Source organism: Pseudomonas delhiensis (genome assembly GCF_900187975.1).
In the GTDB taxonomy this organism is placed as follows: domain Bacteria; phylum Pseudomonadota; class Gammaproteobacteria; order Pseudomonadales; family Pseudomonadaceae; genus Pseudomonas; species Pseudomonas delhiensis.
In genome coordinates this window covers 78691-93673 of sequence record NZ_FZPC01000024.1, presented here as the reverse complement: position 1 = coordinate 93673, position 14983 = coordinate 78691, and the positions used below count along the sequence as shown (strand labels likewise).

The 14983-nt window shown below is 62.6% G+C and carries 21 protein-coding genes; 20 read left to right on the top strand and 1 reads right to left on the bottom strand.

Annotated elements, in window-relative coordinates:
* Position 1: 1 nt before the first annotated feature.
* From rpsQ to katG, 20 genes are all read left to right on the top strand, one after another.
* On the top strand, positions 2–268 hold the full coding sequence (rpsQ, locus tag CHC02_RS21415) for a 30S ribosomal protein S17 (protein ID WP_009617165.1): 267 nt from the start codon (positions 2–4) through the stop codon (positions 266–268).
* A 16-nt stretch (positions 269–284) separates the two neighbouring features.
* On the top strand, positions 285–653 hold the full coding sequence (gene rplN / locus CHC02_RS21410; protein WP_003093714.1) for a 50S ribosomal protein L14: 369 nt from the start codon (positions 285–287) through the stop codon (positions 651–653).
* Between the two features lie 12 nt (positions 654–665).
* Positions 666–980 (top strand): 50S ribosomal protein L24, encoded by a 315-nt coding sequence (gene rplX / locus CHC02_RS21405; RefSeq protein WP_009617167.1) that lies wholly within the window; start codon positions 666–668, stop codon positions 978–980.
* Between the two features lie 17 nt (positions 981–997).
* Positions 998–1537: a 50S ribosomal protein L5 gene (gene rplE, locus CHC02_RS21400; protein WP_089393439.1), complete on the top strand. Its 540-nt coding sequence runs from the start codon at positions 998–1000 to the stop codon at positions 1535–1537.
* A 13-nt stretch (positions 1538–1550) separates the two neighbouring features.
* Positions 1551–1856 carry a 30S ribosomal protein S14 gene (gene rpsN / locus CHC02_RS21395; protein ID WP_009617169.1) on the top strand — a complete coding sequence of 102 codons (306 nt, stop codon included), beginning with the start codon at positions 1551–1553 and terminating at the stop codon, positions 1854–1856.
* Between the two features lie 188 nt (positions 1857–2044).
* Positions 2045–2437, top strand: a complete 393-nt coding sequence (gene rpsH / locus CHC02_RS21390; RefSeq protein WP_009617170.1) for a 30S ribosomal protein S8 — start codon at positions 2045–2047, stop codon at positions 2435–2437.
* Positions 2438–2448: 11 nt separating this feature from the next.
* Positions 2449–2982, top strand: a complete 534-nt coding sequence (rplF, locus tag CHC02_RS21385; RefSeq protein ID WP_089393438.1) for a 50S ribosomal protein L6 — start codon at positions 2449–2451, stop codon at positions 2980–2982.
* A gap of 10 nt (positions 2983–2992) precedes the next feature.
* Positions 2993–3343 (top strand): 50S ribosomal protein L18, encoded by a 351-nt coding sequence (rplR, locus tag CHC02_RS21380; protein ID WP_009617172.1) that lies wholly within the window; start codon positions 2993–2995, stop codon positions 3341–3343.
* A gap of 3 nt (positions 3344–3346) precedes the next feature.
* Positions 3347–3847 (top strand): 30S ribosomal protein S5, encoded by a 501-nt coding sequence (rpsE, locus tag CHC02_RS21375; protein ID WP_009617173.1) that lies wholly within the window; start codon positions 3347–3349, stop codon positions 3845–3847.
* Positions 3848–3849: 2 nt separating this feature from the next.
* Positions 3850–4026, top strand: a complete 177-nt coding sequence (gene rpmD, locus CHC02_RS21370) for a 50S ribosomal protein L30 (RefSeq protein ID WP_009617174.1) — start codon at positions 3850–3852, stop codon at positions 4024–4026.
* A 3-nt stretch (positions 4027–4029) separates the two neighbouring features.
* The gene (rplO, locus tag CHC02_RS21365) at positions 4030–4464 is read left to right on the top strand and encodes a 50S ribosomal protein L15 (protein WP_009617175.1); all 435 of its coding nucleotides are present in this window, start codon (positions 4030–4032) and stop codon (positions 4462–4464) included.
* Positions 4465–5799, top strand: coding sequence for a preprotein translocase subunit SecY (secY, locus tag CHC02_RS21360; RefSeq protein ID WP_009617177.1), 1335 nt, complete (start codon positions 4465–4467; stop codon positions 5797–5799).
* A gap of 29 nt (positions 5800–5828) precedes the next feature.
* Positions 5829–5945 (top strand): 50S ribosomal protein L36, encoded by a 117-nt coding sequence (rpmJ, locus tag CHC02_RS21355; RefSeq protein ID WP_002555468.1) that lies wholly within the window; start codon positions 5829–5831, stop codon positions 5943–5945.
* A gap of 130 nt (positions 5946–6075) precedes the next feature.
* Positions 6076–6432 carry a 30S ribosomal protein S13 gene (rpsM, locus tag CHC02_RS21350; protein ID WP_009617178.1) on the top strand — a complete coding sequence of 119 codons (357 nt, stop codon included), beginning with the start codon at positions 6076–6078 and terminating at the stop codon, positions 6430–6432.
* 18 nt (positions 6433–6450) lie between these two features.
* Positions 6451–6840, top strand: coding sequence for a 30S ribosomal protein S11 (gene rpsK, locus CHC02_RS21345; protein WP_003093689.1), 390 nt, complete (start codon positions 6451–6453; stop codon positions 6838–6840).
* 16 nt (positions 6841–6856) lie between these two features.
* Entirely contained in the window at positions 6857–7477 is a 621-nt protein-coding gene (gene rpsD / locus CHC02_RS21340) for a 30S ribosomal protein S4 (protein WP_009617181.1), read from the top strand.
* A 22-nt stretch (positions 7478–7499) separates the two neighbouring features.
* Positions 7500–8501 carry a DNA-directed RNA polymerase subunit alpha gene (locus CHC02_RS21335; protein WP_009617182.1) on the top strand — a complete coding sequence of 334 codons (1002 nt, stop codon included), beginning with the start codon at positions 7500–7502 and terminating at the stop codon, positions 8499–8501.
* Between the two features lie 43 nt (positions 8502–8544).
* On the top strand, positions 8545–8934 hold the full coding sequence (gene rplQ, locus CHC02_RS21330; protein ID WP_089393437.1) for a 50S ribosomal protein L17: 390 nt from the start codon (positions 8545–8547) through the stop codon (positions 8932–8934).
* Between the two features lie 203 nt (positions 8935–9137).
* Positions 9138–9602, top strand: a complete 465-nt coding sequence (gene bfr, locus CHC02_RS21325) for a bacterioferritin (RefSeq protein ID WP_089393436.1) — start codon at positions 9138–9140, stop codon at positions 9600–9602.
* Between the two features lie 260 nt (positions 9603–9862).
* A complete protein-coding gene (gene katG / locus CHC02_RS21320; RefSeq protein ID WP_176450339.1) occupies positions 9863–12007 on the top strand; it encodes a catalase/peroxidase HPI in 2145 nt (714 codons plus the stop codon).
* Between the two features lie 50 nt (positions 12008–12057).
* On the opposite strand, the gene uvrA is transcribed toward katG, so the two are convergent.
* Positions 12058–14913: an excinuclease ABC subunit UvrA gene (uvrA, locus tag CHC02_RS21315; RefSeq protein WP_089393434.1), complete on the bottom strand. Its 2856-nt coding sequence runs from the start codon at positions 14911–14913 to the stop codon at positions 12058–12060.
* Positions 14914–14983: the final 70 nt, after the last annotated feature.

The following is a 14983-nucleotide window of genomic DNA, read 5'->3' as shown; positions in this document are numbered from 1 at the left end:
CATGGCTGAAGCTCAGAAAACCGTCCGTACGCTGACCGGCCGCGTCGTCAGCGACAAGATGGACAAGACCGTCACCGTTCTGATCGAGCGTCGCGTCAAGCACCCGATCTACGGCAAATACGTGAAGCGTTCGACCAAGCTGCACGCCCACGACGAAACCAATCAGTGCCGCATTGGTGACCTGGTCACCATTCGCGAAACCCGTCCGCTGGCCAAGACCAAGGCCTGGACCCTGGTTGATATCGTCGAGCGCGCGGTGGAAGTCTAAGGGTCGGAGATAGACAATGATTCAGACTCAATCCATGCTCGATGTCGCTGACAACAGCGGCGCGCGTCGCGTAATGTGCATCAAGGTGCTCGGCGGTTCCCACCGTCGCTACGCCGGCATTGGCGACATCATCAAAGTCACCGTCAAGGAAGCGATTCCGCGCGGCAAGGTGAAGAAAGGCCAGGTCATGACTGCCGTGGTCGTTCGCACCAAGCACGGCGTTCGTCGCACCGACGGCTCCATCATCCGCTTCGACGGTAACGCCGCCGTCCTGCTGAACAACAAGCAGGAGCCGATCGGCACCCGTATCTTCGGGCCCGTGACTCGTGAACTTCGTACCGAGAAGTTCATGAAGATCGTCTCGCTCGCCCCTGAAGTGCTGTAAGGAGTAGCCGTCATGCAAAAAATTCGTCGTGACGACGAAGTCATCGTCATTGCCGGCAAGGACAAGGGCAAGCGTGGCAAGGTGCTGAAAGTTCTCGCTGACGACCGTCTGGTCGTCGGCGGTGTGAACCTGATCAAGCGCCACACCAAGCCCAACCCCATGCTCAACCAGCAAGGCGGGATCGTCGAGAAGGAGGCGCCTCTGCACGTCTCCAACGTCGCCATCTTCAACCCGGAAACCAGCAAGGCTGACCGCGTTGGCTTCAAGGTAGAAGACGGTAAGAAGGTTCGTGTCTTCAAGTCGACCCAGAAACCGGTCCAGGCTTGAGGGAGTAGGTAGATACCATGGCACGATTGAAAGAACTGTACCGGAAGGAAATCGCGCCCAAGCTGAAGCAAGAGCTTCAGCTGGCGAACGTGATGGAAGTTCCGCGCGTTACCAAAATCACCCTGAACATGGGTCTTGGCGAAGCTGTCGGTGACAAGAAAGTCATCGAGAGCGCCGTGGCCGATCTGGAAAAGATCGCAGGCCAGAAGCCGGTCGTGACTTACGCTCGTAAGTCCATCGCCGGCTTCAAGATCCGTGAAGGCTGGCCGATCGGCGTGAAGGTCACCCTGCGTGGCGACCGCATGTACGAATTCCTGGACCGCCTGCTCGCCATCTCGCTGCCGCGCGTGCGTGACTTCCGCGGCCTGAATGCCAAGTCCTTCGATGGCCGCGGCAACTACAGCATGGGCGTGAAAGAGCAGATCATCTTCCCGGAAATCGACTACGACAAGATCGATGCTCTGCGCGGCATGGACATCACTCTGACCACCACCGCCCGTACGGACGATGAAGGTCGCGCTCTGCTGCGCGCCTTCAACTTCCCGTTCCGCAACTGATTGGAGTAGGACCATGGCCAAAGAGAGCATGAAAAACCGTGAGCTGAAGCGTCAGCGCACGGTAGCCAAGTACGCCCAGAAGCGTGCCGAGCTGAAAGCGATCATCGCTAATCCGAACTCCTCCCAGGAAGAGCGTTGGAATGCGCAGGTCGCCCTGCAGAAGCAACCGCGTGACGCGAGCGCCAGCCGCCTGCGTAACCGTTGCCGCCTGACCGGTCGTCCGCACGGCTTCTACCGCAAGTTCGGCCTGAGCCGTAACAAGCTGCGTGAAGCCGCCATGCGCGGCGACGTACCGGGCCTGGTGAAAGCCAGCTGGTAAGTCGGTCGAGACGGGGCCGGCAACGGCTCCGTTGATCGCTTTGCGAATCAAGCCCCCTCGTGGGGCTTGATTCGTTTTTGAGCGATCTCTAGAATACCCGGCTCCCCTGAGCCTGGGTTTTTCTCGCCCTGTGTTTTGAGGGTGAGTATCGTTGAAGGCTTATCTTTTGTATCAGGAGCATTAAGCCCATGAGTATGCAGGACCCGTTAGCAGACATGCTAACTCGCATCCGTAATGCCCAGATGGCTGAGAAGACCGTCGTGAGCATGCCGTCTTCCAAGCTGAAGGCAGCAGTAGCCAAAGTCCTGAAGGACGAAGGTTACATTGCGGACTATCAGGTCAGCGCCGAGGCCAAGCCTCAGCTGTCCATCGAGCTGAAGTACTTCGAAGGCAAGCCCGTCATCGAAGAAGTGAAGCGAATCAGCCGTCCTGGCCTGCGCCAGTACAAGTCCGTAGATCAGCTGCCGAAAGTCCGCGGCGGTCTGGGTGTGTCGATCGTCTCCACCAACAAGGGTGTGATGACCGACCGCGCTGCCCGTGCCGCTGGCGTTGGTGGCGAAGTGCTCTGCACTGTGTTCTAAGGGGAATCAGCATGTCTCGCGTTGCTAAGAACCCCGTCAAGCTGCCCGCCGGCGTCGAAATCAAGCTGGCCGGTCAAGAGCTCTCGGTCAAGGGCGCCAAAGGCTCCCTGGAACTGAAAGTCCACCCGTCCGTAGAAGTCATCCAGGACAACGGTGAGCTGCGTTTCGCCGCCCGTAACGGCGACCAGCAGACCCGTGCCATGGCCGGTACCACCCGCGCCCTGGTCAACAACATGGTGATCGGCGTCAGCCAGGGCTTCGAGCGCAAGCTCCAGCTGGTCGGCGTTGGTTACAAGGCGCAGGCCAAAGGCCAAGTGCTGTCCCTGGCCCTCGGCTTCTCCCACCCGGTCGATTACGAACTGCCCGCCGGCATCGTCGCCGAAACCCCCAGCCAGACCGATATCCTGATCAAGGGCATCGACAAGCAGCTGGTCGGCCAGGTTGCCGCGGAGATCCGCGATTTCCGTCCGCCGGAGCCGTACAAAGGCAAGGGCGTGCGGTATTCGGACGAAGTCGTACTTCGTAAAGAAGCCAAGAAGAAGTAGGGCATAGCAAATGAGCGTCAAGAAAGAAACCCGTCTGCGTCGCGCTCGCAAGGCACGCCTGAAGATGCGCGAGCTGGAAGCCGTACGCCTTTGCGTGTACCGCTCCTCCCAGCACATTTACGCCCAGGTCATCGCGGCCGACGGCGGCAAGGTCCTGGCCAGCGCCTCGACCCTGGACAAGGAACTGCGCGAAGGTGCCACCGGCAACGTCGACGCAGCCAAGAAAGTTGGTCAACTGGTCGCCGAACGCGCCAAGGCTGCCGGCGTCACTCAGGTGGCGTTCGACCGTTCTGGCTTCAAGTACCACGGCCGTATCAAGGCCCTGGCTGATGCCGCTCGCGAAGGCGGTCTGGAGTTCTAAGTTATGGCAAACAACGATCAAAAGCGCGACGAAGGCTACATCGAGAAGCTGGTTCAAGTTAACCGCGTCGCCAAAACCGTAAAAGGTGGCCGTATCTTCGCCTTCACCGCGCTGACCGTGGTTGGCGATGGCAAGGGCCGTGTCGGCTTCGGCCGTGGCAAGGCGCGTGAAGTGCCGGCCGCCATCCAGAAGGCCATGGAAGCTGCCCGCCGCAACATGATCCAGGTGGATCTGAACGGCACCACCCTGCAGTACCCGACCAAGTCCGCCCATGGCGCCTCCAAGGTGTACATGCAGCCGGCTTCCGAAGGTACCGGCATCATCGCCGGCGGCGCCATGCGTGCCGTCCTGGAAGTGGCCGGTGTGCAGAACGTTCTGGCCAAGTGCTACGGTTCGACCAACCCGGTCAACGTGGTATACGCCACCTTCAAGGGCCTGAAGAACATGCAGTCCCCCGAGTCGGTAGCGGCCAAGCGTGGCAAGAGCGTCGAGGAGATTCTCTAACCATGGCAACTGTCAAAGTTACCCTGATCAAAAGCCTGAACGGCCGTCTGGCCAATCACAAGGCTTGCGTCAAAGGCCTGGGCCTGCGTCGCATCAATCATACCGTCGAAGTTCAGGACACTCCTGAGAACCGCGGCATGATCAACAAGGCCTACTACCTGCTGCGTGTGGAGGGTTAATCCATGCAACTGAACGATCTGCGTTCCGCGCCGGGTGCCCGTCGCGAGAAGCTGCGTCCGGGCCGTGGCATCGGTAGCGGTCTGGGCAAGACCGGTGGCCGTGGTCACAAAGGTCAGACCTCTCGCTCCGGCGGCACCATTGCCCCGGGCTTCGAGGGTGGCCAGCAGCCGCTGCACCGCCGTCTGCCGAAGTTCGGCTTCAAGTCCCTGAAAGCCCTGGATCGCGCCGAGGTTCGTACCTCCGAGCTGGCCAAGGTCGAAGGCGAAGTCGTCACCGTGCAGGCCCTGAAGGATGCCAACGTGATCAACCGCAACGTACAGCGCGTCAAAGTCGTGCTGTCCGGTGAAGTTGCCCGCGCGGTCACCCTGAAAGGCATCGGCGCCACCAAGGGCGCTCGTGCGGCTATCGAAGCAGCTGGCGGCAAAATCGAGGACTAAATGGCTAAGCAAGGTGCTCTCTCTGCGCTGAGCAACGGTGGCGGTCTGTCCGAGCTCTGGGCACGTCTGCGTTTCCTGTTCCTGGCGATCATCGTCTATCGGATAGGTGCGCACATCCCGGTTCCGGGCATCAACCCCGATCGCTTGGCGGCACTGTTCCGGCAGAACGAGGGGACCATTCTTAGCCTCTTCAACATGTTTTCCGGCGGCGCGCTGGAGCGCATGAGCATCTTCGCACTGGGGATCATGCCGTACATCTCGGCATCGATCATCATGCAGCTCATGACCGCTATCAGCCCGCAGCTGGAGCAGTTGAAGAAAGAGGGTGAGTCTGGGCGTCGCAAGATCAGCCAGTACACCCGCTACGCAACGCTCGTCCTGGCACTGGTCCAGGCCATCGGCATGGCCGTTGGTCTGGGCAGCCAGGGCGTGGCCTTCTCCAATGACTTCGGCTTCTACTTCGTGGCAGTCACCACCTTCGTGGCGGGTGCGCTGTTCATGATGTGGCTGGGCGAGCAGATCACCGAGCGGGGCGTCGGCAATGGTATCTCCATGCTGATCTTCTCCGGGATCGTCGCCGGCCTGCCGCGCGCCATCGGGCAGTCCTTCGAGTCCGCCCGCCAAGGTGACATCAACATCTTCGCCCTGATCGCCGTAGGCCTGCTGGCCGTCGCGATCATCGCGTTCGTGGTGTTCATCGAGCGCGGTCAGCGCCGCATCGCCGTGCATTACGCCAAGCGCCAGCAAGGTCGCAAGGTGTTTGCCGCGCAAACCAGCCATCTGCCGCTGAAAGTGAACATGGCGGGCGTGATCCCGGCCATCTTCGCCAGCAGCATCCTGCTGTTCCCGGCGTCCCTGGGCGCCTGGTTCGGTCAGTCGGAGGGCCTGGGGTGGCTGCAGGACGTCGCGCAAGCGATCGCGCCGGGGCAGCCGCTGAACATTCTGCTGTTTAGTGCAGGGATCATCTTCTTCTGCTTCTTCTACACAGCGCTGATGTTCAACCCCAAGGACGTGGCGGAAAACCTCAAGAAGTCCGGTGCATTTATTCCGGGTATTCGTCCGGGCGAACAGTCCGCTCGCTACATCGATGGCGTGCTGACCCGTTTGACCATGTTCGGTGCCCTGTACATGACGGCGGTGTGCCTGTTGCCCCAGTTCCTGGTGGTGGCTGCTCACGTTCCGTTCTACCTCGGCGGGACCTCGTTGCTGATCGTGGTCGTGGTTGTGATGGACTTTATGGCCCAAGTACAATCGCACCTCGTTTCTCACCAGTACGAATCCCTCATGAAGAAAGCCAACCTGAAGGGTTATGGCGGCAGCAGCATGCTGCGCTGACCGGCCCGTAAGGTTAGTAGGAGTCACTGATGAAAGTTCGTGCATCGGTTAAGAAGCTGTGCCGCAACTGCAAGATCATCCGTCGCGAAGGCGTCGTTCGCGTGATCTGCAGCGCGGAGCCGCGTCACAAGCAGCGCCAAGGCTGAGTGTGAACCACGCGTTATAGCCCGGCAGCTAGTGCGCTGCCGGGTTGATTATTTGTTATTACAGCGCTAATATCCGCGCCCTTTCTTGGCTTCCTGGGCGCCGGGTAGCTGTCAATTGGAGTTTTTCTGAATGGCCCGTATTGCAGGCGTAAACATTCCGGATAACAAGCACACTGTTATCTCGCTGACCTACATCTATGGTGTAGGTCGCACCACCGCACAGAGCATCTGCGCTGCCACCGGCATCAGCCCGGTAGTGAAGATCAAGGACCTGAGCGAAGAGCAGATCGATTCGCTGCGCAACGAGGTGGCCAAGCTGACCACCGAGGGTGACCTGCGCCGCGAAATCAACATGAACATCAAGCGTCTGATGGACCTCGGTTGCTACCGCGGTCTGCGTCATCGTCGCGGTCTGCCGGTTCGCGGTCAGCGTACCAAGACCAACGCGCGCACCCGCAAGGGCCCGCGTAAGCCGATCCGCAAGTAATCGCTTAGGAATATAGTCATGGCAAAACCTGCTGCTCGTCCTCGTAAGAAAGTCAAAAAGACGGTGGTTGACGGGATCGCGCATATCCACGCGTCCTTCAACAACACCATCGTTACCATCACCGACCGTCAGGGCAACGCCCTGTCCTGGGCCACTTCCGGTGGTTCGGGCTTCCGCGGCTCGCGTAAGAGCACCCCGTTCGCTGCCCAGGTAGCGGCCGAGCGTGCCGGCCAGGCTGCTCTGGAATACGGTCTGAAGAACCTTGACGTCAACGTCAAAGGCCCGGGCCCGGGTCGCGAATCGGCTGTTCGTGCGCTGAATGCCTGCGGTTACAAGATCGCCAGCATCACCGACGTAACCCCGATCCCGCACAACGGCTGCCGCCCGCCGAAAAAGCGTCGCGTGTAATAGGAGACAGTGAGAAATGGCTCGTTACATTGGTCCCAAATGCAAACTGTCTCGCCGTGAAGGCACCGACCTGTTCCTGAAGAGCGGCGCTCGCGCTCTGGACTCCAAGTGCAAGGCCGAACAGGTTCCTGGCCAGCACGGCGCCCGTCGCGGCCGTCTGTCCGACTATGGTCTGCAGCTGCGTGAGAAGCAGAAAGTCCGCCGCATCTACGGCGTTCTGGAGCGTCAGTTCCGTGGCTACTACCAAGAGGCTTCCCGCCGCAAGGGCTCCACTGGTGAGAACCTGCTGCAACTGCTGGAATGCCGTCTGGACAACGTCGTCTATCGTATGGGCTTCGGTTCCACCCGTTCGGAATCCCGTCAGCTGGTGTCCCACAAGACCATCAGCGTGAACGGTCAGACCGTCAACATCCCGTCCTATCAGGTGAAGGCCGGCGACGTGGTTGCTGTTCGCGAGAAATCGAAGAACCAGCTGCGTATCGCTCAAGCCCTCGAACTGTGCGCCCAGCGCGGTCGCGTTGAGTGGGTCGAAGTGGACACCGACAAGAAGGCCGGTACCTTCAAGAGCGTTCCGGCTCGTGCCGACCTGTCCGCCGACATCAACGAAAACCTGATTGTCGAGCTCTACTCCAAGTAAGGGCTAGAAAATAGGTGCATCCATGCAGAGTTCGGTAAATGAGTTCCTGACCCCCCGCCACATCGATGTGCAGGTGGTCAGCCAAACCCGCGCCAAGATCACGCTCGAGCCTCTCGAGCGTGGCTTCGGCCATACCCTGGGCAACGCGCTGCGTCGCATCCTGTTGTCCTCCATGCCTGGCTGTGCAGTGGTCGAGGCCGAGATCGACGGCGTACTCCACGAGTACTCGGCGATCGAAGGTGTGCAGGAAGACGTCATCGAGATCCTGCTCAACCTGAAAGGTCTGGCCATCAAGCTGCACGGCCGTGACGAAGTGACGCTGACCCTGGCGAAAAAGGGCTCGGGTGTGGTGACCGCTGCCGATATTCAGCTGGATCATGATGTCGAGATCGTCAACGGTGACCATGTTATCGCCCACCTGGCCGATAACGGTGCGCTGAACATGAAGCTGAAAGTCGCTCGTGGCCGTGGCTACGAGCCGGCCGATGCCCGCTCGAGCGATGAAGACGAAAGCCGCAGCATCGGCCGTCTGCAGCTCGACGCCTCGTTCAGCCCCGTACGTCGTGTTGCCTACGTGGTCGAGAACGCCCGTGTCGAACAGCGTACCAACCTGGACAAGCTGGTCCTCGATCTGGAAACCAACGGCACCCTGGACCCCGAAGAGGCTATCCGTCGCGCCGCTACCATCCTGCAACAGCAGCTGGCAGCGTTCGTGGACCTCAAGGGCGACAGCGAGCCCGTCGTTGAAGAGCAGGAAGACGAGATCGATCCGATCCTGCTGCGTCCGGTCGATGACCTGGAGCTGACCGTTCGTTCGGCCAACTGCCTGAAGGCGGAGAACATCTACTACATCGGTGACCTGATCCAGCGCACCGAAGTAGAGCTGCTGAAAACTCCGAACCTGGGCAAGAAGTCCCTGACCGAAATCAAGGACGTTCTGGCCTCTCGCGGTCTGTCCCTCGGTATGCGCCTCGACAACTGGCCGCCGGCAAGTCTTAAGAAAGACGACAAGGCTACTGCCTGATCGTCGTAGCTACCGAACGTAAAGTTTGGAAAGGAATTGAACCATGCGCCATCGTAAAAGTGGTCGTCACCTGAGCCGTACCAGCTCGCACCGCAAGGCCATGTTCCAGAACATGGCTGTGTCGCTGTTCGAGCACGAGCTGATCAAAACCACCCTGCCCAAAGCCAAGGAACTGCGCCGCGTTGCCGAGCCGCTGATCACCCTGGCCAAGGAAGACAGCGTCGCCAACCGTCGTCTGGCTTTCGACCGTACTCGTTCGAAAGAAGCCGTAGGCAAGCTGTTCAACGAGCTGGGCAAGCGCTATGCCAACCGTCCGGGCGGCTACCTGCGCATCCTCAAGTGCGGTTTCCGCGCTGGCGACAACGCCCCCATGGCGTACGTCGAGCTGGTTGATCGTGCTGTAGGCGGCGAAGCGGTTGAAGCTGCCGAGTAAGGCGAAAGCCACTCGTGAAAAACCGGGCCCAGGCCCGGTTTTTTATTGCCCGCCGGAAATGTATCTCGTTCCCTTCGGCCCCCTGGTCCACGTGCCTGGTGAGGCGCTGCCGCGCCGTCGGGGCTATCCTCGACTTGACGCGGATCATGGTCGTCGAGGAGCCAATTCTCTTCAATTCCTCATCGGATTCATGGAGCTGACTGATGCAAGGCCATGCTGAAGTAATCGACTACCTCAATACCCTGCTGACCGGCGAGTTGGCTGCGCGCGACCAGTACTTCATCCACTCGCGCATGTACGAGGACTGGGGCTTCGCCAAGCTCTACGAGCGCCTCAACCACGAGATGGAAGAGGAAACCCAGCACGCCGATGCCCTGATCCGCCGCATCCTGCTGCTGGAAGGTACGCCGCGCATGCGCCCCGACGATATCCACCCGGGCCGTACCGTGCCGGAGATGCTCGAGGCCGACCTCAAGCTGGAGCGCCAGGTGCGTGCAGCCCTGGCCAAGGGCATCGCCCTGTGCGAGCAGCACAAGGATTTCGTCAGCCGCGACATCCTCAAGGCCCAACTGGCCGACACCGAGGAAGACCATGCCTACTGGCTGGAACAGCAACTCGGACTGATCGCCAAGATAGGCCTGGAGAACTACCTGCAGTCGCAGATATGAGCTTCCACCGGCACTGAAAGAAGCCCCTCGCGCCCACCGGACGCAGGGGCTTTTTTGTTGCCATCACGTTTTTGCCGGGAGGGTTGCAATGGCGTATTTCCGCTGTTCGGGGCGCTATCAGGCGCGGTTCCGATAAGAGATAAAAACTATCGTGCCGTTGCTTTTCATAAATTGGTCCCTTCAGCGGAGCGGTACTAGTCTTAATCCACCGTCGGCAAGCTGTCGATCAGACCGACCCGATGAGGACAAAGGAGAAAGCAATGTCGAATGAAGCGAAATGCCCGTTCCATTATGTTGCTGGTGGCGGCACCACCAACCAGGACTGGTGGCCGAATCAACTGAAGCTGGAAGTGCTGAACCAGCATTCGGAAAGATCCAACCCGTTGGGCGAGAAGTTCAACTATCGCGACGAGTTCAAGAAACTCGACTACTCGGCCCTGAAGGCCGACCTGAAACACCTGATGACCGACTCCCAGGAATGGTGGCCGGCCGACTGGGGCCACTACGGCGGCCTGATGATCCGCATGGCCTGGCACGCCGCCGGGACCTACCGCATCGCTGACGGCCGTGGCGGCGCCGGCCGTGCGCAACAACGCTTCGCCCCGCTGAACTCCTGGCCGGACAACGTCAGCCTGGACAAGGCGCGGCGCCTGCTCTGGCCGATCAAGCAGAAGTATGGCCAGAAGATTTCCTGGGGCGACCTGATGGTGCTCGCCGGCAACGTGGCCCTGGAAACCATGGGCTTCCGTACCTTCGGTTTCGGCGCCGGCCGCGAGGACGTGTGGGAGCCGGATACCGACGTCAACTGGGGCGACGAGAAGGCCTGGCTGGTGCACCGCGACCCCGAGGCCCTGGCCAAGAACCCCCTGGCCGCCACCGAGATGGGCCTGATCTACGTGAACCCGGAAGGCCCGAACGCCAGCGGCGACCCGCTTTCGGCCGCGCCGGCCATCCGTGCCACCTTCGGCAACATGGCGATGGACGACGAGGAAATCGTCGCCCTGATCGCCGGCGGCCATACCCTCGGCAAGACCCACGGCGCCGGCCCGGCCGATAACGTCGGCGCAGCGCCCGAAGCCGCGGGCCTGGAGCAACAGGGCATGGGCTGGGCCAGCAGCTACGGCTCCGGCGTCGGTGCCGACGCCATCACCTCCGGCATCGAGGTGGTGTGGACGCAGACCCCCACCCAGTGGAGCAACTTCTTCTTCGAAAACCTGTTCAAGTACGAATGGGAGCAGACCCGTTCGCCCGCCGGGGCCATCCAGTGGGTCGCCAAGGACGCGCCGGAGATCATTCCCGACCCCTTCGATCCGTCGAAGAAGCGCAAGCCGACCATGCTCACCACCGACCTGACCCTGCGTTTCGACCCCGAGTTCGGCAAGATCTCGCGGCGCTTCCTCAACGACCCGCAGGCCTTCGCCGACGCCTTCGCCCGCGCCTGGTTCAAGCTGACCCACCGCGACATGGGGCCGAAGGCCCGCTACCTCGGCCCGGAAGTGCCGAAGGAAGAGCTGATCTGGCAGGACCCGCTGCCGCCGGCCACGCACAACCCGAGCGCCGCGGACATCGCCGAGCTGAAGGCGAAGATCGCCGAGTCCGGCCTGTCGATCGCCGAGCTGGTGTCCACAGCCTGGGCCTCGGCCTCCACCTTCCGCGGTGGCGACAAGCGCGGCGGCGCCAATGGCGCGCGCATTCGCCTGGTGCCGCAGAAGGACTGGGAGGTCAACAACCCGCCGCAACTGGCCAAGGTGCTGGCCAAGCTCGATGAGATCCAGAGGAGCACCGGCAAGGCCTCGCTGGCCGACGTGATCGTGCTGGCCGGCAACGTGGGCGTCGAGCAGGCTGCCCGGGCCGCCGGCGTGAACATCGACGTGCCCTTCGCCCCGGGCCGCGTGGACGCCCGCCAGGACCAGACCGACGTCCAGTCCTTCGAGGTGATCGAGCCCATCGCCGATGGCTTCCGCAACTACAAGAGCGCCAACCCCGGTACTTCCACCGAGGCGCTGCTGGTCGACAAGGCCCAGCTGCTGACCCTGACCGCGCCGGAAATGACCGTGCTCCTCGGCGGCCTGCGCGTGCTGGGGGCCAACTACGACGGCAGTGCCCACGGCGTGTTCACCGACAAGCCCGGCGTGCTCAGCAACGACTTCTTCGTCAACCTGCTGGACATGGGCACCGTCTGGGCGCCTGTGGACGGCTCCGCGGAAGTCTTCGAAGGCCGTGCCCGCAAGGGCGGCGAACTGAAGTGGACCGGCACCCGCGCCGACCTGATCTTCGGTTCGCACTCGGTGCTGCGTGCGCTGGCCGAGGTCTACGCCAGCAGCGATGCCAAGGAGAAATTCGTCAAGGACTTCGTCGCCGCCTGGACCAAGGTGATGAACCTGGACCGTTTCGACCTGGCCTGATGTTCGTCAGCTGAAAAGAGAAAGCCCCGCTTCGGCGGGGTTTTTTCCTGTCAGGCCCGATCGCGCTCCAGCAGCGGCTTGAGGAAGCGCCCGGTGTGCGACGCCTCCATCTCCGCCACCTGCTCCGGCGTGCCGCTGGCGATGATCTGGCCACCCTTGGAGCCGCCCTCGGGGCCGAGGTCGACCAGCCAGTCGGCGGTCTTGATCACGTCCAGGTTGTGCTCGATCACTACCACTGTGTTGCCGTGGTCGCGCAGGCGGTGCAGCACGTCGAGCAACTGCTGGATGTCCGCGAAGTGCAGGCCGGTGGTCGGCTCGTCGAGGATGTACAGGGTCTTGCCGGTATCGCGCTTGGACAGCTCGCGGGACAGCTTCACCCGCTGAGCCTCGCCGCCGGACAGGGTGGTCGCGCTCTGCCCCAGCTTGATGTACGACAGGCCCACGTCGATCAGCGTCTGCAGCTTGCGGGCGATGGCCGGCACGGCGTCGAAGAACGCCCGGGCGTCCTCGATGGTCATGTCCAGCACCTCGGTGATGCTCTTGCCCTTGTAGCGGATCTCCAGCGTCTCGCGGTTGTAGCGCTTGCCCTTGCAGACGTCGCAGGGCACGTAGATGTCCGGCAGGAAGTGCATCTCCACCTTGATCACGCCGTCGCCCTGGCAGGCCTCGCAGCGGCCGCCCTTGACGTTGAACGAGAAGCGCCCCGGGCCGTAGCCGCGCGAGCGGGCTTCCGGCACCCCGGCGAACAGCTCGCGGATGGGGGTGAACAGGCCGGTGTAGGTCGCCGGGTTCGAGCGCGGGGTGCGGCCGATCGGGCTCTGGTCGATGTCCACCACCTTGTCCAGGTGCTGCAGGCCGTCGAAGGAATCGTAGGGCGCGACCTCCAGGCTGGTGGCGCCGTTCAGCGCGGTGGCGGTGATCGGGAACAGGGTGTTGTTGATCAGCGTCGACTTGCCCGAGCCGGACACGCCGGTGACGCAGGTGAACAGGCCGACCGGCAGCTCCAGGTTGACGTTGCGCAGGTTGTTGCCGCGCGCGCCCTTGAGCTTTAGCAACTGCTTCTTGTTGCGCGGCGTGCGCGTGGCCGGCACCACGATCTTCTGGCGGCCGGAGAGGTACTTGCCGGTGACCGAGTCCGGGTGGCTCATGACCTGCTCGGGGGTGCCCTCGGCGACGATCCGCCCGCCGTGCACACCGGCGCCGGGGCCGATGTCCACCACGTAGTCGGCGAGGCGGATGGCGTCCTCGTCGTGCTCCACCACTATCACCGTGTTGCCCAGGTTGCGCAGGTGGGTGAGGGTGGCCAGCAGGCGCTCGTTGTCGCGCTGGTGCAGGCCGATGGAGGGCTCGTCGAGGATGTACATCACCCCCACCAGGCCGGCGCCGATCTGGCTGGCCAGGCGGATGCGCTGGGCCTCGCCGCCGGACAGGGTGTCGGCGCTGCGGTCGAGGGTCAGGTAGTCGAGGCCGACGTTGACCAGGAACTGCAGGCGCTCGCGGATCTCCTTGAGGATCTTCGCCGCGATCTCGCCGCGGCGGCCGGTCAGGGTCAGGCCCGAGGCATAGTCGCAGGCCTCGCCCACCGGCATGGCGGTGACCGCCGGCAGGGTCCTGTCGCCCACCCACACGTGGCGCGCCTCGCGGCGCAGGCGGGTGCCGTGGCAGTCCGGGCAGGGCTGGGTGCTGAGGAACTTGGCCAGCTCCTCGCGCACGGTCATGGACTCGGTCTCGCGGTAGCGGCGCTCCAGGTTCGGCAGGATGCCCTCGAAGGGGTGGGCGCGCTTGACGATGTCGCCGCGGTCGTTGAGGTAGCGGAACTCGACGTTCTCGCGGCCCGAACCGTTCAGGATGAACTTCTGGTGCTCGGCGGAGAGCTCCTGGAAGGGCACCTCCAGGCTGAAGCCGAAGTGCGCGGCCAGCGAGCCGAGCATCTGGAAGTAGTAGACGTTGCGCCTGTCCCAGCCGCGGATGGCGCCCTCGGCCAGGGTCAGCTCGTCGTTGACCACCCGGCGCGCGTCGAAGAACTGCTTCACGCCCAGGCCGTCGCAGGTGGGGCAGGCGCCGGCGGGGTTGTTGAAGGAGAACAGCTTGGGTTCCAGCTCGCTGATGGAGTGGCCGCACACCGGGCAGGCGAAGCGCGCGGAGAAGATCATCTCCTCGCCTTCCTCCCCTTGCTTCTTGTCGTCTTCGTCGGGGAGGGGCGCCACCAGGGCGATGCCGTCGGCCAGGTTGATGGCCGTCTCGAAGGACTCCGCCAGGCGCTGCTGCAGGTCGCCGCGGACCTTGAAGCGGTCCACCACCACGTCGATGGAGTGCTTCTGCTTCTTGTCCAGCTTGGGCAGCTCGTCCAGCTCGTAGAGCTTGCCGTCGACCCGCGCGCGGACGAAGCCCTGGGCGCGCATCTCCTCGAATACCGCCAGGTGCTCGCCCTTGCGTTCGCGGATCACCGGGGCCAGCAGCATCAGCCGGCGGCCCTCGGGCAGCGCCAGCACCTGGTCGACCATCTGGCTGACGGTCTGCGCCTCCAGCGGGATGTCGTGGTCCGGGCAGCGCGGGATGCCGACGCGGGCGTAGAGCAGGCGCAGGTAGTCGTAGATCTCGGTGATGGTGCCCACGGTGGAGCGCGGGTTGTGCGAAGTGGACTTCTGCTCGATGGAAATCGCCGGCGACAGACCCTCGATGGTGTCGACGTCGGGTTTTTCCATCATCGAGAGGAACTGCCGGGCATAGGCCGACAGGGACTCCACGTAGCGGCGCTGGCCCTCGGCGTAGAGGGTGTCGAAGGCCAGGGAGGACTTGCCGGAGCCGGACAGGCCGGTGATCACGATCAGCTTGTCGCGGGGCAGGGTCAGGTCGATGTTCTTCAGGTTGTGGGTACGTGCCCCACGGATGAGGATCTTGTCCACAGCGGCCTCGCATGGCGGGCGAAAACCGCTGAGTATACGTTTCCCCGCCGGTACGCGGCAAAGTGGCGCG

Excerpts from the sequence above, each read along its gene's own strand:
- rpmD (WP_009617174.1), top strand. The coding sequence starts at position 3,850 with ATGGCAACTGTCAAAGTTACCCTGATCAAAAGCCTGAACGGCCGTCTG.
- rpsK (WP_003093689.1), top strand. The coding sequence starts at position 6,451 with ATGGCAAAACCTGCTGCTCGTCCTCGTAAGAAAGTCAAAAAGACGGTG.
- rplX (WP_009617167.1), top strand. The coding sequence starts at position 666 with ATGCAAAAAATTCGTCGTGACGACGAAGTCATCGTCATTGCCGGCAAG.
- rplF (WP_089393438.1), top strand. The coding sequence starts at position 2,449 with ATGTCTCGCGTTGCTAAGAACCCCGTCAAGCTGCCCGCCGGCGTCGAA.
- rplE (WP_089393439.1), top strand. The coding sequence starts at position 998 with ATGGCACGATTGAAAGAACTGTACCGGAAGGAAATCGCGCCCAAGCTG.
- rplR (WP_009617172.1), top strand. The coding sequence starts at position 2,993 with ATGAGCGTCAAGAAAGAAACCCGTCTGCGTCGCGCTCGCAAGGCACGC.
- rpmJ (WP_002555468.1), top strand. The coding sequence starts at position 5,829 with ATGAAAGTTCGTGCATCGGTTAAGAAGCTGTGCCGCAACTGCAAGATC.
- secY (WP_009617177.1), top strand. The coding sequence starts at position 4,465 with ATGGCTAAGCAAGGTGCTCTCTCTGCGCTGAGCAACGGTGGCGGTCTG.
- rpsM (WP_009617178.1), top strand. The coding sequence starts at position 6,076 with ATGGCCCGTATTGCAGGCGTAAACATTCCGGATAACAAGCACACTGTT.
- rplQ (WP_089393437.1), top strand. The coding sequence starts at position 8,545 with ATGCGCCATCGTAAAAGTGGTCGTCACCTGAGCCGTACCAGCTCGCAC.
- rpsQ (WP_009617165.1), top strand. The coding sequence starts at position 2 with ATGGCTGAAGCTCAGAAAACCGTCCGTACGCTGACCGGCCGCGTCGTC.
- bfr (WP_089393436.1), top strand. The coding sequence starts at position 9,138 with ATGCAAGGCCATGCTGAAGTAATCGACTACCTCAATACCCTGCTGACC.
- rplO (WP_009617175.1), top strand. The coding sequence starts at position 4,030 with ATGCAACTGAACGATCTGCGTTCCGCGCCGGGTGCCCGTCGCGAGAAG.
- rpsE (WP_009617173.1), top strand. The coding sequence starts at position 3,347 with ATGGCAAACAACGATCAAAAGCGCGACGAAGGCTACATCGAGAAGCTG.
- CHC02_RS21335 (WP_009617182.1), top strand. The coding sequence starts at position 7,500 with ATGCAGAGTTCGGTAAATGAGTTCCTGACCCCCCGCCACATCGATGTG.
- rpsH (WP_009617170.1), top strand. The coding sequence starts at position 2,045 with ATGAGTATGCAGGACCCGTTAGCAGACATGCTAACTCGCATCCGTAAT.
- rpsD (WP_009617181.1), top strand. The coding sequence starts at position 6,857 with ATGGCTCGTTACATTGGTCCCAAATGCAAACTGTCTCGCCGTGAAGGC.
- rplN (WP_003093714.1), top strand. The coding sequence starts at position 285 with ATGATTCAGACTCAATCCATGCTCGATGTCGCTGACAACAGCGGCGCG.
- katG (WP_176450339.1), top strand. The coding sequence starts at position 9,863 with ATGTCGAATGAAGCGAAATGCCCGTTCCATTATGTTGCTGGTGGCGGC.
- rpsN (WP_009617169.1), top strand. The coding sequence starts at position 1,551 with ATGGCCAAAGAGAGCATGAAAAACCGTGAGCTGAAGCGTCAGCGCACG.